This window comes from Halobacteriovorax sp. XZX-3 (genome assembly GCF_043196495.1).
Classification (GTDB): domain Bacteria; phylum Bdellovibrionota; class Bacteriovoracia; order Bacteriovoracales; family Bacteriovoracaceae; genus Halobacteriovorax_A.
The window spans coordinates 2,128,892-2,152,830 of record NZ_JBEBMO010000001.1 but is presented as its reverse complement, the minus strand read 5'-3'; the positions used below and the strand labels follow the sequence as shown (position 1 = coordinate 2,152,830).

The window sequence follows — 23,939 nt, the reverse complement described above, 5'->3', positions numbered from 1 at the left end:
TGCCTTATATACCTTTCGGAAGGCTTAGTCCATTATTTTAGGTCAAAACAAAAAAGGCCCTACATAGGTAGGGCCTTTCTTACAACATATTGTTCACTAATTAAATTAAGTAAATAAATGTAAATACTAGAATCCAAACAAGGTCAACGAAGTGCCAGAAAAGACCACACACTTCTAGAAGTCCATAGTCACCTTTGTCAAAACGTCCCTTAAGAGCAAGTACGTACATATAAATAAGGAATATTACACCTGAAAGTACGTGAAGCCCGTGGAAACCTGTAATTGCAAAAAATGTCGAAGAAAATAAGTTATTACCATGCTCATATGTTGAGAATGTCATCCCCATATCTGACATAAGGTGCATATACTCATATGCTTGAATACCAAGGAAGATAACTCCACCGATAATCGTTGCAAGTAACCAACCTCTAATTGCTTTCGGTTGTCTCATCTTTACAGCATCAATCGCCATAACCATTGAAACAGAAGAACAAATTAGAATGAAAGTCATAATCCCTGAAAGGTGTACTCCACCAAGAGCTTCTACAGGGTTTGGCCAATGCTTAGTTGCACGAAGTACAGCATAAGCAATTAATAAGCCTGAAAATGACATGGCATCAGTTCCAAGAAATAACCACATCCCAATTTTATTTGGACTCGCGTGTCCAAATTGAGGGTCATTTGGATAACTAATTACACCGTCATGAACTAAATCTTTTGTATTAGCATGTCCTGCCATTTATAAACTCCCGTTATCTCTTTCCAGCTTTCTTAGCTTTTGGTGAGTAAAAATCACTTCCTAACTCAAGTACATACTTAGTAACTGCTTCGATTTGTCTCTTAGCATCACCGTCAAGAAGTTCTGGATCCGCAGCCTCTCCTTCTGGCCAGAAAGAAGGCATTGTTGTACCAGGCATAATCTTATCTGGACCTTCAAGCCACTTCTTAATCCAACTCTTTCTTAATCTTCTCTTAGCAAAGTGAAGATCTGGAGCAAGTGCAGGATCACTATTGAATCCAGTTGTGTGACATGAAGCACATGCTAAGTCGTTAAATAATTTAACAGCAGCACGTCTTTCTTCACTACTTTCCCAAACAACTTTTTCATTTTCATCAAAGATTGGTTGGTCAGCTTTTACACGGAACATATCAACAAGTTTTTCTTTTTCTTCTTTACTCATGTTGAAAGAAGGCATTCTTAACTTAAGCCATGGACGGATCTCATATACATCACCAAGGAAGTAATGGAACCAATCAGCTTGTACACGGTGCCCTTGTTCAACTAAACGTGGAGGCGCTTCGTTTACATCATCGTAAATTTTCAGCATATCACCGAACTCACCATCGATTTGGTGACATCCAATACAGTTAAACTTAACAGCAACTTTCATACCTTCATTTGCAACAGTTTCAGCAGCATCATATCTCTTAACACCTTTAAGAGGAATCTTCTGATCAACTTGACCGATAAGAGCTGTTGTAATTAGAGCAGCATCTTTCTCGCTCATATGGAACTGAGGCATTCTTAGTAGATCTTTAAATGGTTTATCAACACCATTGTCCCATCTTCTTGGGTTAAGTAGGTGCGCTTTAATCCAAGCTTCTCTTGAGTGCTCAACTTTCTCATGAGAGAAACCAAATTGAGTTAGAGGCTTAGAACCAATTTTTGAAAGTTCTGGACCAATTGGTGCACGATCTTCAAAACCTTTAATATTGTGACATGAGTAACAACCATATTTACCGATTGAACGACGTCCTAATTCCATTGTTCTTTCGTGGTCGCTCATTGTCGCAAGCTTAGCTTTTGCAACTTCAACAGTATCAAAAGCAGAGAAGTAAGTTACAAGAATCTCATCTCTTGCACCTTTATCCATATCTGCAAACTTAAGCTTTTCAAATTGATTATTTTTAAGGCTCATTAGGTATGCAGTAATATCGTTAACTTCTCTATCAGATAGTCTGAAAGAAGGCATAATTGTATCTTCTTGGAAGTGACTTGGGTTTTTAAGCCATGAAGCCATCCAATTAGCATCTTTAACTTTAGAACCAATACCATCTAGGTAAGGACCTTTATGAGCATCAACTTTTTGAGACTCAAGTGCAAAGTCTTTAACACCGTGACAAGCAAGACATCCGATTTCACCAACCAGTTGCTTACCTTTTTCTTTATTACCACCAGTGTATTTCATGAAAGGCTTATAGCTTTCAGACTGAGCGTAAATAACTTCAGCGATTGCGTTTACTTCAGCGATATTCTTTTTAACAAACTCTGGTGAGTTATTATTATCGTTATTAAAGAACTGAGGCATTTTTGCATGCTTATTAAATGCTTTTGGTTCCCAAACCCAATTCTTAAAGAAATCTTTATCAAGCTTAGCAGCTATTTTCTCTAAACTAGGACCTGGTTTTCTCTTATGCTCCCAACCTTCAATCTTGTGACAAGCATAACAACCAAATTTTTCAAGAGCACGACGACCTTCATTTAAAGTAGTCGCTTGTGGAATATACTGAACACCACTGTGACATTTAACACATCCAGCTTCGTAATCACCACGTCTTAATTGTACGATAGGTACTTTGTGTGGCTCGTGCCAGTTGTACTTAGCAATCCAATCTTGTTTTTGTTCTTCTGTTGCAGGCATGTGAGCAGCTGCATTAAAGTCATTAACTCTATGCCCTTCACCACCGTGACATGAAGTACAACCAAAGTTCTTCATTGGGTGCTTACCATTAGCTCCAACCATAAGGTCTAAGTTAGGGTGAGTCTTATGTGGGTTTGGTTGATTTTCGTAACCTGGCTTATCAATAAATGTGTGACAAGTCATACAACGATCAACTTTTGGTACGTGTTGAAAGAATCTATCGTCAGTAATATTTTCTAATACTACTTGTTGAACCTTAACAGTTGGGTCCATGAAATCGATAAATGGTAAGTTTCTCAGTGCAAATACCGGAGTAACTTCTTTTCTCTTCTCAGCACCCTTAAGTAGCTCTAGACGACCAACAATACCGTTCACTTGCTTATTAATAGCATCAATATCAGTATTAAAGTCAGCTAGCTGTTTCTTAAGGTTCTTTTCTTTATCTTGAAGAGCTTTCTTCTTATCAGTCGATTTTGCAAAAAGATCTTTCTTCTCTTGAAGTTTTTTAAATAAAGAGCCTGCATTCGATGCATGTTCTGCGTGAGCAACACCGTAATTAAAAGCAAGTGCAGCAACGTCTGAGTTTAGACGACCATTAACGATCTGCTCTTTTTTAATATCTTTAATTACTTGGTTAAGCTCTTTCTCGATAGCAGCAATATCTTTGCTCTTAGCTTCAACTGATTTCTTAGCTGCCGCTAATTCGTCATTAAGAACTTTAACTTTTTCAGCACTGATCTTTGCTTCTTCTTCAGCAATATCTTTAGCAATTTTTTCTTTTTCAATTTTCATTGCTTCGATTTGAATTGCTTTCCAAGGTCTCATGTAATCATCTAGGAAAACCCATATTACCGTGACCAAAAGAACCAGTGAAAAGATCGCGAAGATCTTATTCAGTTTTTTCATATCATAGGCCATGCCTGGCTCATGTTTCTTTGACATTTTTATATACCCTTTATTACTTCTTCTTTAAGTATCTTTATATATCTATATCCAGATTCGCTTATAGGTTAAGTTCCCACTCTGGCAGAGCGATAATATACTTTAAGCTAAATAGCCATCTAAGAACCATCTTAATTGGTAATGAAGTCATACCAAGTACAAGAATGATGAAAATATAGTATCTAATCTGACCAGTGTTTTCGATAATCTTCTTCCCGTACTTTGACTTAGCAATTGCAACAGGAAGTACACAACAGTAAACAAGAGTTAGGATAATACCCACAATCTCTCTAACAACGATATTTGAAGGCATTGGAGTATTTAGCCACTTAAGCCATACAAATTCTGAAAGGTTTACGTTGTACTCAGAAACAACCTTGTGAAAGTCCCAGAACTCAAATGGTCCATAGAATGTCCAGTTTGGACCACGTAAGAAAGTACCAACGATAATTAGGTACATCCAAAGTACGATCCAACCATATAAGAATCCCCACATAGCGATTGGTCTTTCTTTAATTGTGAAATAACCATTCCCTTTTGGGTTTGTGTCAATATATGGAATTGCAATAAGACCAACAAGAATTAGACCTGGAAGTACAACCCCTGCCATCCAAGGGTCAAAGTATACAAGCATTTCTTGTAGACCAAGGAAGTACCAAGGAGCTTTCGCCGGGTTAGGTGCCCAAGTAGTGTTTGCAGGTTCTTCTAGAGGAGCTTTAAAGATAATCGCCCATACTACTAAGAAGATTGTCGTACCGATCATACACATTAACTCAGTAAATACTAAGTTAGGCCATACCCATACTTTTTCTCTATTTTCTGGAAGTGCTTCGATTGGGCACTCACCATTTTCAATTCTCTTGTCATTCTCTGCTGCTCTATAAAGTGCATACCAAGTAAGCCAAGCGATAAGAACGATAATAATGTTAATTGGAATATTATCTGGCCATAGGATAATTGCTCTAAAGTTTGCATCCATACAAAACCAAACTGTAATAGGTGCAGCAGCAATAAGTGCCCATTTAGCAAATTTCTTGCTTCCTACTACACGATAGTACTTCATCATGAAGAAGAATAGGACCGTCGTAATCGGGAATGATCTAATCGGATCGGCCAGCCAGTTTATAAGTTCTTTCATTTATATATCCCTTTCTCTCAAAATATATTTTCTAAAGTGGAGCTGAAATCCCACCGTCTTTTCTTACACGCCAGAAGTGAACTGCAATTAGAACACCAACAACAAGTGGAATGAATACACAGTGAAGAATATAAAATCTTAGTAGTGCTGGTTCCCCAACGAAACGTCCTGCAAGAAGCTGGAAACGAACGTCGTTTTTATCAGAAACCATCACGAAGTCACCAATTTGAGCTAAAGCTGCACCTGGACCACCATGACCTAGGAAAGGTGTTGCTTTTGCCATGTTCGAACCAACGGCAATCGCCCAAATCGCTAGCTGATCCCAAGGAAGTAGGTAACCAGTAAATGATAGTAGAAGAGTTAATACTAAAAGGATAACACCAACACCCCAGTTAAATTCTCTAGGTGGTTTATATGAACCAGTCATAAATACACGGAACATGTGAAGCCACACAGTAATAACCATGGCGTGAGCACCCCAACGGTGAATTTCACGCATAATCCCTAAAGGCACGTGCTCTTTAAGTGCGATAATATCGTTATATGCGTACTCTGCAGTTGGTCTGTAATAGAACATTAAAAGTACACCAGTAACAGTTAGCGCTAAGAAAATGAAAAATGTAAGTCCACCCATACACCATGTATAACCAAGCTGAACCCCTGATTTTTTTAGTTTGATTGGATGTAAGTGTAAAAACACGTTACCAGCTACGACAGCTGCTCTGTTTCTTGCGTTCGTTGGAGGCCCGTGTCTGAAGATCGATTTCCAGACCTGAGTTTCTCTAATGTAATCAACAACACCTCTTTTAGCCATTGTTATTCCTTCCTATTTATTAATCTAAATTAAACTTTTAAGTAACTTTGTGGATTGTCCCACTGACCTTTCTCATAACGATAAATTTTTGTTTTATCGACAATGATTTTTCCTTCAGCATTTAGTGAGATTTTATATCTCTCTAACGGTCTTGGAGCTGGACCTTCGAAGTTGATACCATTTTGGTAGTAACCAGAACCGTGACATGGACATTTAAATTTTAACTCGGCAGGAAGCCAGTTAGGAACACAACCTAAGTGTGTACAGATATTTGAAAGAGCGAAAAGACGTCCTTCCATTTTTACAATCCAAACACCGTAACCATTCTTCCAGCGCTCATCTACACCTTCTTCATAATCGTTAGGACGACCAGCGACGAAATCCATTTCTGGTTCAAAGTTAACGTTTGGATACGTGTAACGGAAAATTAAAGTTAAGAATCCTGCTACCGCAGAAGTGAAGGCTACCCAACCAACAGTAACAAAACTAAAGAACTCTCTTCGGTTTAACTGTTTTTTTACATCATCAGACATTTTAAAAAACCTCTATTTCTAATCATAAATACACAAATTTAAGTCACGATGACCCAATTTATGATTCATAAGTTATTGCAAATTCATTTTATACTTTGAAGGATGTTATCACTATTTCAACGAATTTAAAACTTCCTTTGCAAGACTAACTACTTTTATATCTTTCTCAATATTAATCATTTTCTCAACGCTCGGCGCCATCTTTTTCCAATTCGCTCTCTTTAACGCAGTGAGTACATTAAATTTTAGACCACTGATCTCCTGAACCGTTAACTTCTTACCTAAAGACTCATCATTTAGAGTAAGAATTTCATTTACAGTAGGGATCGCTTCATCACTCTTATATGCGATTAATGCTGTTGCTGCGGCATATCTCACAGAGAAACCAAGGTCGCTATTTAGCCTCTTAATAAATAAATCTTCTGTACCATCAACATTATGAGTAGCTAGAGTCAGAATTGTTACCTGAACCATGGCCGCGTCATTCTTCTCAATAAAGCTTTTTACGATGCTCCAATCAAATGAAATACCTTTAGGCATTTTTGATAGTGCAACCATCGCATGAAAATTAATTTCTGGATTATTTGTTTGTAGAGCATGCTCAAGAACAGGAAGTCCCCCTTCATGTCCAAGAGCACCAATGGCCACGACAATGAAGTCACGTGTTCTTGGGTCTACTGTCGTCTTATAAATATCTCTTAGGTTTGTTACTAACCAAGGGATATCTTCTTCTTTGACTGCTCCAGCAGAGATAACTTTAGAAAGCTCTAGTGCTGCAATCCACTTATTACCAAAGGTTTTAGACTTCATCTCGTGGACAAGGTCTTTATAAGAGTGATCGTTAGAAAGCATCTTAGTCACACCAAAAATGATCAGTGCTCCTACTAGTACGATAGCAATAGGAACCATTAAAGAGCCCATTACCGGATTACTTTCGAGTAGTTTTTTATCTAACTTAGTGTTCTGATTTTTCTCGCTCACGAAGAAATTGCCTTATAGTAAATGTTTTATTAAATATGGGATAAGAATTAGCAAATTAGAGTATAGTTGACAATTATAAAAGGTGAAATTATGGCCTATCTACTTAGAGGACTGATCGTTATCATGGTTGCTGCAATTGGATTAACAACTTGCGTAGCACTAGGATTTATTGATGTGGGAATTAGCCACATTAAATTGGCCATTCCAGCCTATCTTTATACAATCTTCGCACAAGCATTTGTGATGTTTTATTTCATCGGTGTTTCACGCCTAGTTAATAACATCAATTTAATAGTGACTAGCGAACAAAATTTAAATGAGCTTTTTGATGAAGCACCAGGTGATTTAACTCCTTATAGAGAAAAAGTTAAAAGATATGTTCACAAAGCTGACCTTGCAAAGAGACAAACTATTCCTTGGACAATGCTAATGATCATTCTAGGAATGATTGCATTCTTTCTTGGTGGTGCTCACGATACGAATATGGTTGAAAAGACAACTCACTCTGGTGTTGCATATGGGTTCATCGCTTCAATGCTGATTGGATTTGTTAGACAATGGTGGTTCCTTGGTCAGACTCATCAACTACTTCGTGAAGTAAAGACGCTATTTAGTATTCCAGATGGGCAGATGTAGATCCTTCGCGACTGTTTTCCAAATCGTCGGCCCTTGAGACGAACCGTCGTGTATAAATACACTCCTCTCGAATAATTTTAAAGCTAAAGATTAGTGGGCTAGCACCGCAAACAATAGATTGGCCTTAGCCAATCAATTTTGCGGATGCTTTAGTATTCCAGATGGACAAATGTAGGGTGCCATTCACCTAATTTCTAGATAGCCTTAAGCCAAATAAACACCTTATTTTTTCCAGGTGGGTTACGACGTGTTCGAGTTCTTGATTCGTAAATAATTACGGAGTCATCCCCTTTAACTTGGGCCATAAATTCTTTCAAGTAAGATCTTGGAACATAAAGGTTGTAATAGAAACCACCAGGTACCGCTAGCCCAGGCTTTACATTATCAACTTGAGTTACTTGATAGAGGTCGAGAAGTTTACCAAGACGTTTTCTCGTATCATCAGTATCAGCGGAGTTCATCATAACACGATAAACTTTTGTGTTACCGTAACGACTATCACGATACCCACCACCTTTAATATCTTCTTCAAATGAAGACTGCTCTCTATCTGCTGACGAAATATCACGCGGAAGTGTATCAATAGAAGTTAGTACAACTTCCGATTCTACTTCATCACGTTCTTCATCTTCTAAAGTTTCCCCTAGGAAGTTTTCAGTATCATCAACATTTTCAATATCTTTAATATCTAATTCAAATTGTGCAATTTGCTCTTGATCAGCAATTGTTTCATCAGTGAACTTTAAACCTTCATTTTCCCAACGAAACTGAGGCTCGTAAACACTGATCTTATCTGATAAGTATTTTTCATAAGTTCTATTTGCAAACTCAATGGCCCACACAAGAAAAATTGCGATCCCAATGAAGGCAAAGACTTGAGCAAGGCTCTGCATTTTCGCACTTAAATTATCTCTAAGTTTTAACCTTGAGATATTAAAAGTTGTTCCACGAAAATCCTTCTCCATTTTTTTTACAAAATAAATCCACTCTTGATAGAGAGTAACTTCCATCGAAGTTAAAATTTCGTGATTATGGCTTCCTGAAAATGTCAGATCAACACCTAGTTCGGTAACTAACTTATTGGCACTAAAATCACGATTCTTAGAAAGAATATCGTTAATTGTGAAATGCTCATTTATATAATCTTCATGCTGAGGAAAAACCTCGACAAAAAAACTACGCAGTAAAATTGAAGTATCACGCTCACTTTGGTGTAAATTTTTAGCAAGCTCTTCAATTGAAATATCTCGAGAAATAAAAACAAAACAAATAAATTTATCCCTAAGCCAAGTAAACCAAGACTCAAGTGGACCTACGTGAATATTGTCGATGATATAATAAAATCTTTTTGAAATTTCAAAAAGAGTTAAGTCTTCATCAAAGAATACATCCCAAAAACGTTCAAAATCTTCACGGTACTTTCCTTGCCAAGTAACATTTTGGATATCCAGGCAAAGCCAATCGCGAAAAGATGCATAATCATGATGAAAAAACTTTAATTCATCGTTAATATTTTTCATTTAAACTCTTTTAATTAAAATACCAATTCCTTGGCCACCACCGATACAAGCACTCGCAATTCCATACTCCTTACCTTCACTTGCAAGTTGATTTGCCAAAGTAGTCGTAATACGAGTTCCAGATGCCGCAAGAGGATGCCCTAATGCAATCGCTCCCCCCCAAATATTAACCTTATTTATATCTAGGGCAAGCTCTTTCATACAAGCAAGTGCTTGAGCTGCAAATGCTTCATTTATTTCCACAAGATCAATTTGATCAAGTTCCATCTTATTATCTGCTAAAAGTTTACGAATTGCCGGCACCGGACCAATTCCCATTATCGTAGGGTCAACACCAACGACTGCACCATCAATAATTTCAGCAATAGGCTTTAACCCATGCTCTTTAACAAAGTCTTCACTTGCCACAAGTGCAACGGCCGCACCATCAACAATACCAGAAGCAGAACCTGCAGTAACAAGTCCATCTTTTACAAAAGATGAGCGAAGTTTATTCATATCTTCAAGAGAAGCACCCTCTCTTAAATGTTCGTCTTTATTAACTGAACCTTTTCTAATTTCTACTTCACATATTTCTTTTTGAAGTTTTCCATCCTCATAAGCTGCAGTTGCACGTTGGTGTGATAAAAGTGCGAATTCATCGCAGTCCGAACGAGACACCTCATATTTTGAACCAAGATTTTCTGCAGTTATCCCCATAGGGCAACCTGCATGTTGATCAGTTAGAGCATCAAGGAGCATATCAACATTCTTCAATGATCCGTATTTCGTACCAAAACGTGAACCATAAGTTAAATGAGGAACCATCGACATATTCTCAGTTCCACCAGCAAGTACACAACTTGCTTCTTCTAATTTAATTAGACGAACAGCATCGAGAATTGCCTGAATACCCGATCCACATAGTCGATTAATAGTAATTCCAGGAGTATTTTCAGCGCAGCCGGCTTTTAAAGCGAGATGCCTTCCCCCATACATAGTATCTGTTGATGAAGGAACAACATTGCCCAGGATTACCTGATCAATTAACTCGGCCTTAACACCTGTTTCACTAAGTAGTGAATTTGTGGCAGCAACAGCTAAGTCAACTGGCTTAATATCCATTAAAGAACCACCAAATTTACCAAATGGTGTTCGTTTTCCACCTACTAAAAATACGCGACGGCCTTTATTTAAGGACATATTTGCCTCCATTCACTTACAGTTAAATACTTACTAAAATATATTAGGACGCTTTTATGTCCTAGTCAAAGAAGAGTAATTTATGTCAACAGAAATCAATCGCCAACAGCTAGAGAGATTCAAACAGCAAGAGTACAAGCGACACTCCTATCAACTAAAGAAGGCAAAGCTTGAAAACTCTCAGGAGTATCAGAAGACTGAGAAAAAGCATCTTGCAGACCTAAAAAGACTCAACAAACACTATGAAACAGAAATTAAAAGTGTTGAAAACAGTACAGAACTTAAGTTAAAGCAAATTAGAGACAAGCAAACTGAACTTGTTAAAGAAGAACATGGTCGCATGGAGCTTGAGCTTGAAAATATGAAAAAGTCTCATCAAGCCAGAGTTGCAGAACTTAAAGAAACTCATGATAATCAGATCTCGCAAATGAATGAGTCCCACAAAGACACGCTTGAGCAAGCACGAGAGAAATACATGAAAGAAAAAATGAAATGGGAAGAGGCTTAATCTCCCAAAGGAAAGTAAATGGAAGCTAATAAGCAAAATGGTGGTGTATTTATAAATGGAAAGGCTCAAATTATTGAGATGCTGAAGTTTATGAATGCGGATGAAAGGGCGACTCTTTTGAAAAATATTCAAATGAGAAATCCTACACTTGCTAAAGAACTTTATGCTGAAAGTATTACTTTCGATACGATCTATGCACTAGATGAGATCGACTTAAATCAAGTAGTTAAATTTATTAAGGCACCAGTGATTGGTGTTGCACTTAAAGAATGTGAGAAATCTTTTCAAAAGAAAGTTCTTACAATTTTACCTAGAGAAGCGGCAGAAGAAGCCTACTCTTACCTAGTTAAAAATCTTGGTGCAAATGAAGCACGCGATATTCAAAGAGCAAGAAAGCGTGTCACAGATACTATTGTCGCCCTCAACAACAGAGGACGACTAAGTCTATAAATCACATTTATAATTAATTTTACGATCATCGATTTGGGGGCAGTTCTTAATATTGCCCTCAAATTCTGCCCTCAACTCTTTTGTATTTAACTGAAGATCTAATAGCTCTATCTGAAGAAGTATTCCATCCTCACTCAACTGATCAAGACATTTTGCCTTAATAGAATATTCACACTTGGCAGGGTTTATCTTAGCAAGATTAACAAGAGCATTTTTTAGTCTCTCATTTCCATTGGCCTTCTTCTCTATCCAGCTATCAATATCATCGCGAACTCCATTTGAGTTAGCATCAGCTCCACCATGCCAATCATTATTATTGCCACTACATCCTATTAAGAACGCACAAAGAAAGAATAACGATAGTCTATTCATTGATTAACTTCCTAAATTTAGCTTCTACTTCATCAGTAAAAACAAAGTCGCTACTTTTAGTTGTATCGAATATTTTATGTTCTGCTAAAATATTAATAGCACTATCAAGACGATCGATTGTTGTGTTTACAATTTTTTTAAGCCACAGTTCATTTGAGTCGATAATTTTTGAAATTTCTGTAATTGGAATTGGGACGACTTCAACATCCTCAATTGTAAAACAAGACTCATCATAAACCTTACGATTGATTCCCCCCGAAACACCTAAGAAATCACCTTTCTTATGAGTACCAGTTGGTACAAGTCTTCCACTTTGTTCTTTTACAGTTAAAAGCGTTCCTGACTTCACAAGGAAGACAAATTCAGCACTTGCACTTTCTTTAAAAAGTAGGCTTTCAATCTCAACCTTACTCGTTTCATACGCGGTAAACGTCATCGATCTCTCCTCTAAGTGCCGTACCATAACGAAGTCCATAAGTTGAAAAATGGATATTCTTCGCTTCAATCTTATTTAGAATAGTCTGTGCACAAATCGCTCCAGACTGTATTGTTTTTGATCTTTTTCCGAGAAAAGCAAATTGTTTTCCAAGAGCTTTCGAATCTACTAATTGTATTCGATCAGTACTTTCATTAAAATCAGCTAATGAAATTGAATATTCATTAATAGCTTCCGCATTATAAGAATCTTCACCAGAAAACATTAATGCTAAACTAGTAAGAGTTCCAGCAACACCAATAACATCCTGTCCAAGATAAGATTCTAGGTTAAAGCTTTCAAAAATTTCATCTATTTTATTTCTTAGTTGGCCATCTCTAATCCAGTCATCAACTCGAACTGAACCAATTGGTAAAGAAACCGTTTCAATTATTTCAAACGGCTTTGTCTTTATTAAAATTAATTCACTAGAAGCTCCACCAACATCTAAAATAAGTTGTTTTTTGGATTTCTTCTTCATCATTTCATTAATACCAAAAGCAGTATAGAAAGCCTCTCCTTCTCCAGATATAATTTCAATATCCAAATCAAGTTCAGACTTAATTCTAGAGAAAAAATCAGGTGCATTCTTAGCAACACGAGAAGCTTCTGTTGCAGTAATAATAATATTTTTGCAACCTAATCTTAGACATTCCTCTTTATACTCTTTTAAAGCTTTAAAAGTATCTTCCATTGATTTTTCTTGAAAAACACCTTCTTTATCTAAACCTCGTCCAAGTCCTGTAATTGTAGAAAACTCTTGAACAATTTCCTTTGTATCGCGATCAATAACGAGCAAAAGTGTAGAGTTCGATCCGATATCGACCGAAGCAATTAAGTTTTTAGTCATTTTTAAAAATACCCTTAAATAATTTTTTAATTTTGCCTTTATTTTTTTGAAGGACTTTATCTGATTCTTTCTTTAATAAATTTTTTGCGGCACTCTTTGCTAACTCTTCGAGAGTATATTTATAGTCAGTATTTAGCGCATACCCAATACCTTCTAATCGGAAAGGAATTTTAGCTGTTCCATAGTCTCTATTCAGATCATGCTTTAATTCTTCTTCATTAACAACAACCGCTCCAAGTAATTCACCTGGGGCCTTGAAATCAATTTTCCCATTGCCTTCTAAAGCATATTTTCCTTCATCTAAAATAACCTTATAACTTTTAAATTGATGATAGCGATCGTCTAGGCGTCCATTGAAAGATACCTCATTAATGTCACCGTTAATTGTAATATCTTTACTCGCTAACTTATCAAGCTTCTGAAATAAGTTTCCAACGACCTTACCTAAGTTTATTTTATGCAGCTTAGCTTCTTTGATATTTAAAGCGACATTGAAGTCATACTCTTTACCAATCATTTTACCATCTAAATTACCCGACGCTTTACCTTCAACTGATTTAACAATACCTTTTGGAATAAAAAGAGCAGCGCTTACAATATCAACGTCAGTGAATGAAGCTTTTAGCTCAGTCGTTTTTCCCTTTTTATGAATCTCAGACTCAAGGTTCAGATTCAAAGGAGCAGTTCCAAGTTTAAGCCTATTTGTAGAAATACTTAATTTCTTTCTATTTACACTTATACCTAACTGACCATTAATCGGTGATTCACCTAAAATAACATTCGAGAATTTAATCTTTGATTTTACAGGATAGTTTGAAAATACCTCACCACTTGTACTAGAAATATCAATATCAGTATTCTCATCTTTTTCTTCGACATCTCGAACCGTTTTATGTTCCGGCATCTTTTCTTTAATTTCTGTCGGAATTTGAATATCTTGTAAATGTAAATTCACTGTAGAAGTTTTTAAATAATCGAAACGGTCAACTCCTAAAACAAAAGGTGTAGACTGACCTACTTTTACAATACCTTCCAATAACTTCAACTCAATTGCAGATCGGATTTGCTTGCTATTGAGATTATTTTTCACATTAACATTTACAGGAATTCCAAGTGCAACGAGATTGCTATCAACTGTCGTTGTAAGACTTGGGAATAGCTTCTCATTTTTCGAAGTGATGCTTCCCTCAACTCTCAGATTGCCATCTTTAATTTTAACGCCATAATCTGCAACGTTTACAAAATAAGAAACAATATTTTCAAGATTACTTTCTAAATTTATATTATGTAACTTTAATATTCCCTTTTCTAAGTCGTAGTCTAATTTCGATTTCATGAACTGATGTTCTTCCAGAGCAACCACAACCTTTGAAGACATCAATTTCTTTTCAACATCACCGTCCATTTTTACAGAGAATTTTTTTAATGGCTTAACAATTAAATTCGACTTTATATTATTAATATCAACTTCGGCATTAAAGTTCAGTTTTTTCTCTTCTAACCATCTGTCTAGTACCGTCTCTCCAATAATGAGAAGGTCAAATGATGTTTCATTTGTTTTTCCTTTAGAAAGAATGAAGTGAGACTTAAGTTCAAAAACAGAAGTTGTATTAAAACCAATATCTCTTAAAGCAAGTTTTTCAATTTTTACTTCACCAAAACCACTATCTCTTAATGCATAATTTGCATTAATATTTGTTACGTTAAAGTTTAGTGAGGCGTCAGAGAAAAAACTTAAGACGGCCAGACCAGGGCCATTATCTTCACTTTCTTCTTTTTTCTTGATTGATTTTTTATCTTCCTGCTCAAAGCTTACAACTGCTTTTGAGGCAAAAGAGTTTTCCCAATTTGATCCCTTCTTAAATTCTATATAGCTAACTTTAGGATTATCAATATTAACAGAAATTGTTCCGTAACCCATTAACATCGTCCAAAATGGAATCTCTATTTGAAGATTTTCAAATGAGCATAGAGGTAGTTTTCTTCCACCATGAGGATAGAGAATATCAACTCCTCTAATATTCACTTTAGAGTTAAGGCCTAGGGAATAGTCTAGAGACTGCGTTAAAACTTCCGCATTAGGTAATGTTTTTTGCAGCTGTGTTGTAAAGGCTTGTCTAATTGCATCTGGTTTTAAGTTTCGTTTAGCAACAATTAAAATAATTGCAGAAAAAACAATTAGAAACGCTAAAAATAAAAAAATTATTTTTAATGGTGACTTAGTTTTCACATACCCTCCAATGGTATTTTAGATTAAAGTCAGTGGCGCAAACTTTGCCATAAATTTCTTTTGTGCACCGTCATTAAATTTAATCGTTACCTTTTCATCTCCTGAAGGTCCGATACATTCTAAAACCGTTCCTTCTCCATAGAGAGAGTGAACAATCCTTGAACCCTTAGGATAAGTTACTTTTTTTGCACTTATACTTGGCGATTTTTCAACTCGGTAAACTGGTTCATCATCGTAAACTGGATCGCATAGATCGTCCCAATCATCATCCATTGATTGTTGGCGTCCACCACCTAGCTTTTTCCATATATAAAATTTATTCGGTATTTCTTGGATAAATCGACTGAAGCCATTAAAGCGTAGCTGACCAAATAACATTCGACCTTGGGCAAATGTAATATAAAGTCTCTTCATCGCTCTTGTCATCGCAACGTAGAAAAGTCGACGCTCCTCCTCTATTGCTGTTTCTCCATTTTCAATCGATTGATAACTTGGAAAAACAGTCTCTTCAACTCCTGTCACAAAGACATATTCAAACTCAAGCCCTTTTGCTCCGTGAATCGTCATTAAAGAAACTTCGCCTTGATTCTCTTCTTCTTGTCCAATTGCTGAGTTATCAAGAGTTATCGTTTCTAGAAATGCTCCGAAACGTCCGTTAGGGTTCTGATCCTCAAATTGTGTAAATGCACTTCCAAGCTCTTCAAGGTTTTCCATTCGAGCTTGAGACTCATAGTCCTTTGCAGCTCGAAGCATTTCCCAATAACCAGATTCATAAAGGAGCTTTTCATAAACGGTCTCTAATGCTTCCCCCTCATCATGAGCTACTTTAGCTTCAGTAATGAGATGTACAAATTGAGACAGTGAAGACTTAACTCGAGACGAAAGCCTTATATGTTTAAAATCTTCTGGGTTATCCACAACTCTATTCACAACTTCCCAAAGAGAACTATCTGACTTAATCGCCTCCTCTTCAATCTTTCTTAAAGTTGTGGCACCAATTCCACGAGTTGGTACATTGATAATTCGACTTAATGCTAGCGAGTCCTTGTCATTAACAAGAAGTCTAATATAAGCAATTAGATCTTTAATTTCTTTTCTTTCGTAAAACTTAATCCCACCAACAACTCGATATGGGATATTTGATTTTCTAAGTGCATCTTCAATTTGTCTCGACTGAGAATTCGTACGATAGAAGACGGCCATTTCATCGTAATTGACTCCATCTTCACTATGATGATGGATTAATTGTTCAGCGACAAAATCAGATTCTTCTCTATCACTGGAACATTCAACGATCTCAATTGATTCACCTTCTGGATTATCAGTCCACATACTCTTGCCTTTACGCTGAGTATTTCGTGCAATTACAGCTCCTGCTGCTTCAATAATATTTTTAGAAGAACGGTAATTTTGTTCCAACTTTAAAATTTGAGCATCACTATAAACTTCTTCAAAGTCTAAGATGTTTCGAATATCCGCTCCACGCCAAGAATAGATCGATTGATCTTCATCCCCAACAACACAAATATTCCTTCTTTTCTTTGCTAGTTTTGTGACTAGGTCGAATTGGGCACGGTTCGTATCCTGATACTCGTCGACAAGAATATAACGAAAACGCTCTTGATATCTTTCGAGTACTTCTGGAAATTTTTCAAATAATTGAATAACACCAGAAATAAGGCCACCGAAGTCAGTGGCGTTAGCTTTGTGCAACTCTTTTTCGTATTCAAGATACATATCGTAGAAAATATCATCACTTTCTACTTCATAATCTTTATCTGAAATATCACGATCAGGATAATGACCGTGATTTTTTAGGTCTTCAATAAAATATAAAACTTCAAATGGAGAAGTTTCTTTTTGCGAAATTCCACGTCGATTTAAAATCGCTTTAACAACACTTTTTTGCTCACTAGTATCATAAATCGTAAAATTTCTACTAAGGCCTAAGTAATTTGCCTCAGACCTTAGCATCTTTGCACAAAAAGAGTGGAAAGTAGTAACTTGAAGAGCACCAACATCACAACTTACATCACGTCCGACACGATCTCGCATTTCTTTAGCGGCTTTATTTGAGAAAGTAAGTGCCAATAGTTGAAATGGAGAAATATTCTTCTCTTCCAAAAGATACGCAATCTTTGTAACAAGAGTTCTCGTTTTTCCAGATCCTGCACCAGCAAGGATCATCATTGGTCCATCAATCTCTTTAACGGCTTGACGTTGTTGAATATTGAGGTGGTCTAACTTCATTAAAATTCCTATTTACTCTTTTCTTTTTATTCAACAGTAACTGACTTTGCCAGGTTTCTTGGCTTATCAATATCTGTCCCTAAATTCTTCGCAATATAATAAGCAAGAAGTTGGTTTACTACGTTTACGTAAAGTGGTGCCAAGTCTCCAAGCCCATCAAAGTCTAATTCAATATAGTGATCAGAGATCTCTCTTAAATCTTCCTTACCTTTTGGACCAATTGAAACAATAAGACCTTTACGTGCCTTAATTTCTTGAATATTCGAAACTGTTTTTTCAAATAAATCTTCACCGACTAGGGCAACGTTAACTTTCTCTTCATCAATAAGAGCAATTGGACCATGCTTTAACTCACCTGAAGCATAACCTTCGGCGTGAACGTAAGCGATTTCTTTGAGCTTTAGTGCTCCTTCTAGGGCAATTGGAAAATATGCTCCACGACCAGTATAGAAGAAACCTTTATACTTATAAATTGCATCAGCAATATCTTTAATTGGTTTTGTATTATCTAAAAGTTGCTCAACTCTTTCAGCAAGAAGACTATAGCGTGAAGAAAGAGAGTTTCTTAAATCATCAGACATACCACCATTAGAAATAACTTCTGAAAGAGTCTTTCCAGTTAATACTTGTTGAGTAAATGCCTTTGTTGAAGCAACACCAATCTCAACACCTGCGCGAATCATAAGATTCACATCACAATCACGATAAAGAGTAGATCCTTCAGTGTTTACAATTGAAAGTGATTTCATTCCTTTCTCTTTGCACATCGTTTGCGCAGCTAAAGTATCTGCTGTTTCACCAGACTGAGAGATGAACATTGCTAGTTCATTTTGGCTAAGAATTGGATTGCGGTAGCGGAACTCACTTGCAACTTCTGTAAAACATCTAATGCGATTATTTGATTCGAAGTAATCTTTAATTACAAGACCAGCATAGTAAGCAGTACCACAAGCTGTAATACTAATTGCATCCATTGGTAGTTTAATTGCTGACTCTAAACTCTCTTTTCCTTCACCTTGAAAGTAATATTGAGTTAGAGAACGAATTAACTCAGGCTGTTCGTGAATTTCTTTAAGCATATAGTGCTCAAAATCACCTTTAGATGCAGGATCGTGATCGATCGTTTGCTCTTTTGACATATAACGATGAGTCTTAGATCCATCAAGCTCATAAAAATTTAAAAGCTGATTATTTTTTACACTTAGGTGACAAAGAACATTATCTTCAGGGAAGTAAATTCGAGTGGCCATACCAGCAAGAGCATATGGATCACTTGAAACAAATACTTCAGAATTTACTTCATTACTTCCACATACTAATGGAGCACCTTTTTTAATCGCAAAGATTTCATCTGTTTCACGATTTAATACAACAAATGCAGAAAATCCTTCAATTCTTTCAAATGATTTAATTACAGCTTCTTTGATTGGAGTACCTTGGCGTTTATGAAAAATTAAAAGCCCAAGAAATGTTTCCGAGTCAGTTTCTGATTCAAAGTAAATTCCATGCCCTTTTAACTCATTTCTAATTTCATTGGCATTTTCAATGATTCCATTGTGAACCATTGCAATTCCATCTTTTGTTGAAACGTGTGGGTGCGCATTGTAATCTGTTACACCACCGTGAGTGGCCCAACGAGTGTGCCCAATACAAGATCTTGCATGAATATCTTTACCTTCAAGCTCAGCTTCAAGGTTTCCAATTTTTCCTTCTTTTTTATAAACGAGAAGCTCATCATTTTTGCTGATGAAACTAACTCCAGCTGAATCGTACCCACGGTACTCTAATCTTCTAAGTCCTTCTAGAACAACGTCAACTGAATTTGATGGCCCAAGATGCCCAACAATTCCGCACATAGTCACTTCCTTATATGTTTAAAAAATACTAATTAAAGAAAGATACCATTATGCGGGCGAAAATAAAATTTTTGCGGGCCTATTTGTCGCTTTTTTTCCTAATGAAACGCCTTGCCATTCCTTCTTTCGTCTCTTGACGCCCTCTGGCAATTGCAAATGATCCATCTGGCATACTTTTGCTAATTGTTGAACCTGATGCAACATAACATTCTTTACCTATCTCAATAGGTGCAATCATTTGTGAATCTGATCCAATAAAAGATCCATCACCAATAATTGTTTTGTGCTTATTGGCCCCGTCGTAATTACAAGTAATGAAGCCACAACCAATATTTACATTGTCGCCAATTTCAGCATCTCCTGCATAGCTTAAGTGTGAAACAGCTGACTTTTTACCAATCTTAGATTTTTTTATTTCGACAAAGTTTCCAATTTTTGCACCTTCACCAATATCACTTCCTGGACGAAGCTGCGCCATCGGTCCAATTGAAGCGCCTTTTGAAACTTTTGAATCTGTAATATATGAATTGGCCTTAATAATGGCTCCATCTTCAATGATTGAATTCTTAATTGTTACACCTTGCTCAATCACTACATTTTTTCCAATCACTGTTTTGTCATCGATAAAAGCATTTTGATAAAGGTGTGTTCCTTGTCCAATATTTTTAGAATAACAGTAAGTATGCGAAGGATCTGTGAAACGCACTCCCGCTTCTAACATCAGGAAACGAGCAATTGAGCGCCTTAGATAAATATCTGCATCTGAAAGTTGAATAAGGTTATTTACACCTAAAAACTCACGAGCATCTTCAAAAAGAAGTGGAGTTACATTGGCTTCAGGGTTAAAGGTATCTGTAAGGTAAAACTCACCTGACTTATTATTATCAGAAAGATTGAATACATGATCCATTAAATAAAGTGTTTTAAAAATATAAAGACCCGAGTTAACTTCTGTCACAAGTCTTTGCTCTTCAGTTGCATCTTTTTCTTCAACAATCTGAAAGCCTGTCCCCTTACGAATAATTCTTCCGTAACCTGTAGGATTACTTGCTGAAAAAGTTGCACAAACTGCATTTGAACCTTTCTCAATCTCTTCAATGAGAGCGTTAATTGTTTCTTTTGTAATTAATGGTGTATCTGCACATGTCACAATTGTATAATCGTAGCCACGAGAGTTTTCAAAATCGTTCAAATAAGTCTGAACGGCATGCCCTGTCCCTAATTGCTCTTTTTGATAAACGTAATTTATACCTGTAAAGCGTTCATTAACATGTTCTTCAACAAGTTCACGTTGATGACCAGTAACTAAAGTGATATCTCCAAAATCTTTAAATGTTTCGATGACATAATCGACTAAAGTATTTTGGTGTAAAGGTGCAAGAGGTTTTGGAATATCCATTTTAAGTCTTGTTCCCTTACCTGCAGCTAATACAACTACCGCAACTTTCTTCGTTGTCTTCTGTGACATATTAAAACTCCTAATAACCGACTATATCGGTCTCTTTTCACTCTATGCGATTACAACACATTAACTAAATCATAGCAAAAAAATCAGTTAAAAAACTCAAAAAAATCACGCATTTTCGCTCTTTTTATTAAAGAGTTTTTTTTATTGCCCGATGTTAATTAAGAACAAATTGCCTATATTGCGCCGACCTGTTGGAGGAAAGATTTATGGTTACAAATTACGAGGGTGAGAACATTGAGTTTAAGGAAGAATTGGCCCTCTTACCAATCCGAGACTTAGTTATTTATCCATTTATGATTTTACCTCTATTTGTTGGTAGAGAAGCATCAATCAAAGCTATTGACCACGCTATTAATCATTCAGATCGTCTGATTCTACTTTCGAGTCAGAAAGATATTGTTGCGGAACATCCTGCACCAGAAGAGATTTATGAACTTGGTACTGTTGCCATGATCATGAGAATGAGAAAACTTCCTGATGGAAGAATCAAAATTCTAGTTCAAGGTTTATCAAAAGCTAGAATTACTTCATTTGAACAACAATCACCTTTCTATATTACTAAAGTTGAAAAGGTTGAAGATATTACGACTGATAGCTCTAATATTGCAACGACTGCACTTATGAGAACTATTAAAGAACAACTTGAAAAAGTTATTCAACTCGGAAAAGTTCTTTCTCCAGATATCTTAATGGTTCTAGAAGATATTACAGATGCCTCAAGACTAGCGGATTTAATTGCATCAAACTTAAATCTACACGTTTCTGAAGCACAAACAATTCTTGAAACATTAGATCCAGTTGATCGCCTACACGCAATCAATGATATTCTAAATCGTGAGTTAGAAATCCTAATGATGCAACAGAAGATGAAGACAAACTCTTCAACTGAAAGTGCAAATCAAAGAGATGTATTCCTTAAGGAACAGATCAAGGCAATTAAATCAGAACTTGGTGATGGTTCTTCAGAGCAAGATGAATTCGCAGAATTCAAGAAAAGAGTTGAAGAAGCAGGTATGCCAGAAGAAGTTCTTAAAGAAACGACAAAGCAACTTGCACGTCTAGAGAAGATGCACCCAGATTCATCTGAAGCAAGCATCATGAGAAATTATATTGAGTGGATGTGTGACCTTCCATGGAGTAAAAAATCTGAAGAGCATATTGATCTTGACTCAGCTCTTGAGATTCTTGATGAAGATCACTTTGAACTCACTCAAATCAAAGAAAGAATTCTTGAGCACCTAGCAGTTAGACAACTTAAGGGTGATGATATGAAAGGACCAATCCTATGTTTTCAAGGTCCTCCTGGTGTTGGTAAAACTTCACTTGGGAAGTCAATTGCTCGTGCTACGGGAAGAGAGTTTGTAAGAATTTCTCTTGGTGGTGTTAAAGATGAAGCAGAGATTAGAGGTCATAGAAGAACATATGTTGGAGCAATGCCAGGTCGTTTTATCCAAGCGATGAAGCAAGCAAAAACAAACAACCCAGTTGTTCTACTTGACGAAATCGACAAGCTATCTGGTGACTACAAAGGTGATCCATCTGCAGCTCTACTTGAAGTACTTGATCCTGAACAAAATGTAGAGTTTAGAGATCACTACCTAAACGTACCATTTGATCTTTCAAACTGTATGTTTATTGCGACTTCAAATATGCTTGAAAATATTCCAGGTCCATTAAGAGATCGTATGGAAGTAATCAATCTATCTGGTTACACAAGAGAAGAAAAAGTTGAAATCTCTAAGAGATATATCATTCCAAAGCAAATGGATGAAAATGGTATCAATGATGAGCACGTAGTATTTACTGATGAAGGTGTTGAGAGTGTTATCGAGCACTACACATCTGAAGCGGGCCTTCGTAATCTAGAAAGAAGAATCGGTACACTATGTCGTAAAGTTGCAATGAAAATTGCAAAAGGCGATATGGGAAAAACACACATCGTGAAAGATACTGTTGTTAAATATCTTGGTCCACCAATCTTCGTAAAAGAAGATCACAAAGATGAGGATGAAGTTGGAGTGTCAACTGGTCTAGCTTGGACATCTCATGGTGGTGAAGTTCTTTACATCGAAACTACAAAGATGAAAGGACAAGGACTAACTCTTACAGGTCAACTTGGTGACGTAATGAAAGAGTCTGCAAAAACAGCAATTAACTACATCAGATCACGTGCACTTTACATGGGAATTGATGAAGATATTTTTGAAAACCACGAGTTTCACGTACACTTACCAGCTGGTGCCACTCCAAAAGATGGACCTTCTGCAGGTATCACGCTAGCAACTGCCCTAGTATCAAATTGTACAGGCGTTCCAGTAAGCCGTGATGTTGCAATGACTGGTGAGATTACTTTAACAGGTAAAGTTCTTCCAATTGGTGGACTAAAAGAAAAAGCATTAGCTGCTCTTAGAATGGGTATCTCAACAGTTGTTATCCCATGGGGCAACAAGAAAGATCTTGTTGATATCCCTGAAAACCTAAGAGAACAGATTAACTTTGTTCCTGTTAAAACAATTGATGAAGTTCTTGATATCGCTCTAGTAGATTGGGCAGGTTACAAGAAAGAAGTTCAAATGAAAAAAGTGGACGAAAAACATCAAGAAAAAAGAAAAGCAGGCGTTGCCGCTTAAATAATGAGGGCCAACAAGGCCCTCTTTTTTTTTATCCAACATTAACTTAAAATGGAATGTATATGGGAAAAGAAGAAATGAAAGTAATGATTGTTGATGACTCTGAGATCTCTAGAACTTCTGTTAAAGATATTTTAGAGCAAGAAGGATATGAGGTCGTTGGCTGTGTTGGAAATGCACAGGAAGCGCTAAAACTATCTTTTGACGTTTCGCCAACTCTATTTATCATTGATGTTATTATGCCTGAAATTAGTGGCCTAGAACTAGCTGAATCAGTAGCAAATAACTTCCCTAATGCAAAAATTATGATGATGTCTTCACTTGATATTGAATCTGTTTGTATTGAAGCGATTTCATCTGGAGCGCAAGACTTCTTAGTAAAGCCATTTAAGCGTGAAGATCTACTTAGAGCAGTTGACAAGTTGACTCACGACATAGCATCAGAAAAAGCGAGTTAATTTA

20 protein-coding genes are annotated in these 23,939 nt (G+C 36.5%); 5 read left to right on the top strand and 15 right to left on the bottom strand.

All coding sequences use genetic code 11. From position 1 onward, the window contains the following. Window positions 1-100 precede the first annotated feature (100 nt). The 6 genes from ABMA70_RS10385 to ABMA70_RS10360 form a co-directional block, all read right to left on the bottom strand. A complete protein-coding gene (locus tag ABMA70_RS10385; RefSeq protein ID WP_199177553.1) occupies window positions 101-739 on the bottom strand; it encodes a cytochrome c oxidase subunit 3 in 639 nt (212 codons plus the stop codon). Window positions 740-752: 13 nt separating this feature from the next. Continuing rightward, window positions 753-3,584 carry a c-type cytochrome gene (locus ABMA70_RS10380; RefSeq protein ID WP_103218398.1) on the bottom strand — a complete coding sequence of 944 codons (2,832 nt, stop codon included), beginning with the start codon at window positions 3,582-3,584 and terminating at the stop codon, window positions 753-755. Window positions 3,585-3,645: 61 nt separating this feature from the next. After that, the gene (locus ABMA70_RS10375) at window positions 3,646-4,722 is read right to left on the bottom strand and encodes a hypothetical protein (protein ID WP_199177554.1); all 1,077 of its coding nucleotides are present in this window, start codon (window positions 4,720-4,722) and stop codon (window positions 3,646-3,648) included. 31 nt (window positions 4,723-4,753) lie between these two features. Further along, complete coding sequence (locus tag ABMA70_RS10370; protein ID WP_103218399.1) at window positions 4,754-5,536, bottom strand: cytochrome b N-terminal domain-containing protein; 783 nt, start codon at window positions 5,534-5,536, stop codon at window positions 4,754-4,756. A gap of 29 nt (window positions 5,537-5,565) precedes the next feature. Beyond that, window positions 5,566-6,069 carry a ubiquinol-cytochrome c reductase iron-sulfur subunit gene (locus tag ABMA70_RS10365; protein ID WP_021267552.1) on the bottom strand — a complete coding sequence of 168 codons (504 nt, stop codon included), beginning with the start codon at window positions 6,067-6,069 and terminating at the stop codon, window positions 5,566-5,568. Between the two features lie 111 nt (window positions 6,070-6,180). Then, window positions 6,181-7,050, bottom strand: a complete 870-nt coding sequence (locus ABMA70_RS10360) for a HEAT repeat domain-containing protein (RefSeq protein WP_392993702.1) — start codon at window positions 7,048-7,050, stop codon at window positions 6,181-6,183. A 90-nt stretch (window positions 7,051-7,140) separates the two neighbouring features. Between ABMA70_RS10360 and ABMA70_RS10355 the strand changes: the two genes are divergently transcribed. Continuing rightward, window positions 7,141-7,686 carry a hypothetical protein gene (locus tag ABMA70_RS10355; RefSeq protein ID WP_103218401.1) on the top strand — a complete coding sequence of 182 codons (546 nt, stop codon included), beginning with the start codon at window positions 7,141-7,143 and terminating at the stop codon, window positions 7,684-7,686. Window positions 7,687-7,880: 194 nt separating this feature from the next. On the opposite strand, the gene ABMA70_RS10350 is transcribed toward ABMA70_RS10355, so the two are convergent. Further along, on the bottom strand, window positions 7,881-9,206 hold the full coding sequence (locus ABMA70_RS10350) for a hypothetical protein (protein ID WP_392993705.1): 1,326 nt from the start codon (window positions 9,204-9,206) through the stop codon (window positions 7,881-7,883). Continuing rightward, window positions 9,207-10,388 carry a thiolase family protein gene (locus tag ABMA70_RS10345; protein WP_392993708.1) on the bottom strand — a complete coding sequence of 394 codons (1,182 nt, stop codon included), beginning with the start codon at window positions 10,386-10,388 and terminating at the stop codon, window positions 9,207-9,209. 82 nt (window positions 10,389-10,470) lie between these two features. Between ABMA70_RS10345 and ABMA70_RS10340 the strand changes: the two genes are divergently transcribed. After that, the gene (locus tag ABMA70_RS10340) at window positions 10,471-10,896 is read left to right on the top strand and encodes a hypothetical protein (protein WP_103218404.1); all 426 of its coding nucleotides are present in this window, start codon (window positions 10,471-10,473) and stop codon (window positions 10,894-10,896) included. Window positions 10,897-10,914: 18 nt separating this feature from the next. After that, entirely contained in the window at window positions 10,915-11,346 is a 432-nt protein-coding gene (locus tag ABMA70_RS10335) for a FliG C-terminal domain-containing protein (protein ID WP_103218405.1), read from the top strand. On the opposite strand, the gene ABMA70_RS10330 is transcribed toward ABMA70_RS10335, so the two are convergent. The 7 genes from ABMA70_RS10330 to glmU all read right to left on the bottom strand — a co-directional run bounded on the left by ABMA70_RS10330 (window position 11,341) and on the right by glmU (window position 20,847). Next, window positions 11,341-11,718, bottom strand: a complete 378-nt coding sequence (locus ABMA70_RS10330; protein WP_103218406.1) for a hypothetical protein — start codon at window positions 11,716-11,718, stop codon at window positions 11,341-11,343. The two genes, ABMA70_RS10335 and ABMA70_RS10330, sit on opposite strands and share 6 nt — an antisense overlap. After that, the gene (locus ABMA70_RS10325) at window positions 11,711-12,154 is read right to left on the bottom strand and encodes a cyclic nucleotide-binding domain-containing protein (protein ID WP_158246901.1); all 444 of its coding nucleotides are present in this window, start codon (window positions 12,152-12,154) and stop codon (window positions 11,711-11,713) included. The genes ABMA70_RS10330 and ABMA70_RS10325 overlap by 8 nt, the downstream gene beginning before the upstream one ends. Next, window positions 12,135-13,043 (bottom strand): hypothetical protein, encoded by a 909-nt coding sequence (locus ABMA70_RS10320; RefSeq protein ID WP_103218408.1) that lies wholly within the window; start codon window positions 13,041-13,043, stop codon window positions 12,135-12,137. Before ABMA70_RS10320 ends, ABMA70_RS10325 begins: the two co-directional genes overlap by 20 nt. Beyond that, a complete protein-coding gene (locus ABMA70_RS10315; RefSeq protein WP_392993713.1) occupies window positions 13,036-15,273 on the bottom strand; it encodes a hypothetical protein in 2,238 nt (745 codons plus the stop codon). Before ABMA70_RS10315 ends, ABMA70_RS10320 begins: the two co-directional genes overlap by 8 nt. 18 nt (window positions 15,274-15,291) lie before the next feature. After that, on the bottom strand, window positions 15,292-17,523 hold the full coding sequence (locus tag ABMA70_RS10310; protein WP_103218410.1) for an ATP-dependent helicase: 2,232 nt from the start codon (window positions 17,521-17,523) through the stop codon (window positions 15,292-15,294). Window positions 17,524-17,549: 26 nt separating this feature from the next. After that, window positions 17,550-19,379, bottom strand: coding sequence for a glutamine--fructose-6-phosphate transaminase (isomerizing) (gene glmS / locus ABMA70_RS10305; protein WP_392993717.1), 1,830 nt, complete (start codon window positions 19,377-19,379; stop codon window positions 17,550-17,552). Between the two features lie 79 nt (window positions 19,380-19,458). Next, window positions 19,459-20,847: a bifunctional UDP-N-acetylglucosamine diphosphorylase/glucosamine-1-phosphate N-acetyltransferase GlmU gene (gene glmU / locus ABMA70_RS10300; RefSeq protein ID WP_392993720.1), complete on the bottom strand. Its 1,389-nt coding sequence runs from the start codon at window positions 20,845-20,847 to the stop codon at window positions 19,459-19,461. 206 nt (window positions 20,848-21,053) lie between these two features. Between glmU and lon the strand changes: the two genes are divergently transcribed. Beyond that, a complete protein-coding gene (gene lon, locus ABMA70_RS10295; RefSeq protein ID WP_103218413.1) occupies window positions 21,054-23,477 on the top strand; it encodes an endopeptidase La in 2,424 nt (807 codons plus the stop codon). A 62-nt stretch (window positions 23,478-23,539) separates the two neighbouring features. After that, window positions 23,540-23,935: a response regulator gene (locus ABMA70_RS10290; protein ID WP_158246902.1), complete on the top strand. Its 396-nt coding sequence runs from the start codon at window positions 23,540-23,542 to the stop codon at window positions 23,933-23,935. Window positions 23,936-23,939: the final 4 nt, after the last annotated feature.

Coding starts and splice junctions, on each gene's coding strand:
- ABMA70_RS10385 (WP_199177553.1), bottom strand. CDS start 739: ATGGCAGGACATGCTAATACAAAAGATTTAGTTCATGACGGTGTAATT.
- ABMA70_RS10380 (WP_103218398.1), bottom strand. CDS start 3,584: ATGTCAAAGAAACATGAGCCAGGCATGGCCTATGATATGAAAAAACTG.
- ABMA70_RS10375 (WP_199177554.1), bottom strand. CDS start 4,722: ATGAAAGAACTTATAAACTGGCTGGCCGATCCGATTAGATCATTCCCG.
- ABMA70_RS10370 (WP_103218399.1), bottom strand. CDS start 5,536: ATGGCTAAAAGAGGTGTTGTTGATTACATTAGAGAAACTCAGGTCTGG.
- ABMA70_RS10365 (WP_021267552.1), bottom strand. CDS start 6,069: ATGTCTGATGATGTAAAAAAACAGTTAAACCGAAGAGAGTTCTTTAGT.
- ABMA70_RS10355 (WP_103218401.1), top strand. CDS start 7,141: ATGGCCTATCTACTTAGAGGACTGATCGTTATCATGGTTGCTGCAATT.
- ABMA70_RS10350 (WP_392993705.1), bottom strand. CDS start 9,206: ATGAAAAATATTAACGATGAATTAAAGTTTTTTCATCATGATTATGCA.
- ABMA70_RS10345 (WP_392993708.1), bottom strand. CDS start 10,388: ATGTCCTTAAATAAAGGCCGTCGCGTATTTTTAGTAGGTGGAAAACGA.
- ABMA70_RS10340 (WP_103218404.1), top strand. CDS start 10,471: ATGTCAACAGAAATCAATCGCCAACAGCTAGAGAGATTCAAACAGCAA.
- ABMA70_RS10335 (WP_103218405.1), top strand. CDS start 10,915: ATGGAAGCTAATAAGCAAAATGGTGGTGTATTTATAAATGGAAAGGCT.
- ABMA70_RS10330 (WP_103218406.1), bottom strand. CDS start 11,718: ATGAATAGACTATCGTTATTCTTTCTTTGTGCGTTCTTAATAGGATGT.
- ABMA70_RS10325 (WP_158246901.1), bottom strand. CDS start 12,154: ATGACGTTTACCGCGTATGAAACGAGTAAGGTTGAGATTGAAAGCCTA.
- ABMA70_RS10320 (WP_103218408.1), bottom strand. CDS start 13,043: ATGACTAAAAACTTAATTGCTTCGGTCGATATCGGATCGAACTCTACA.
- ABMA70_RS10310 (WP_103218410.1), bottom strand. CDS start 17,523: ATGAAGTTAGACCACCTCAATATTCAACAACGTCAAGCCGTTAAAGAG.
- glmS (WP_392993717.1), bottom strand. CDS start 19,379: ATGTGCGGAATTGTTGGGCATCTTGGGCCATCAAATTCAGTTGACGTT.
- glmU (WP_392993720.1), bottom strand. CDS start 20,847: ATGTCACAGAAGACAACGAAGAAAGTTGCGGTAGTTGTATTAGCTGCA.
- lon (WP_103218413.1), top strand. CDS start 21,054: ATGGTTACAAATTACGAGGGTGAGAACATTGAGTTTAAGGAAGAATTG.
- ABMA70_RS10290 (WP_158246902.1), top strand. CDS start 23,540: ATGGGAAAAGAAGAAATGAAAGTAATGATTGTTGATGACTCTGAGATC.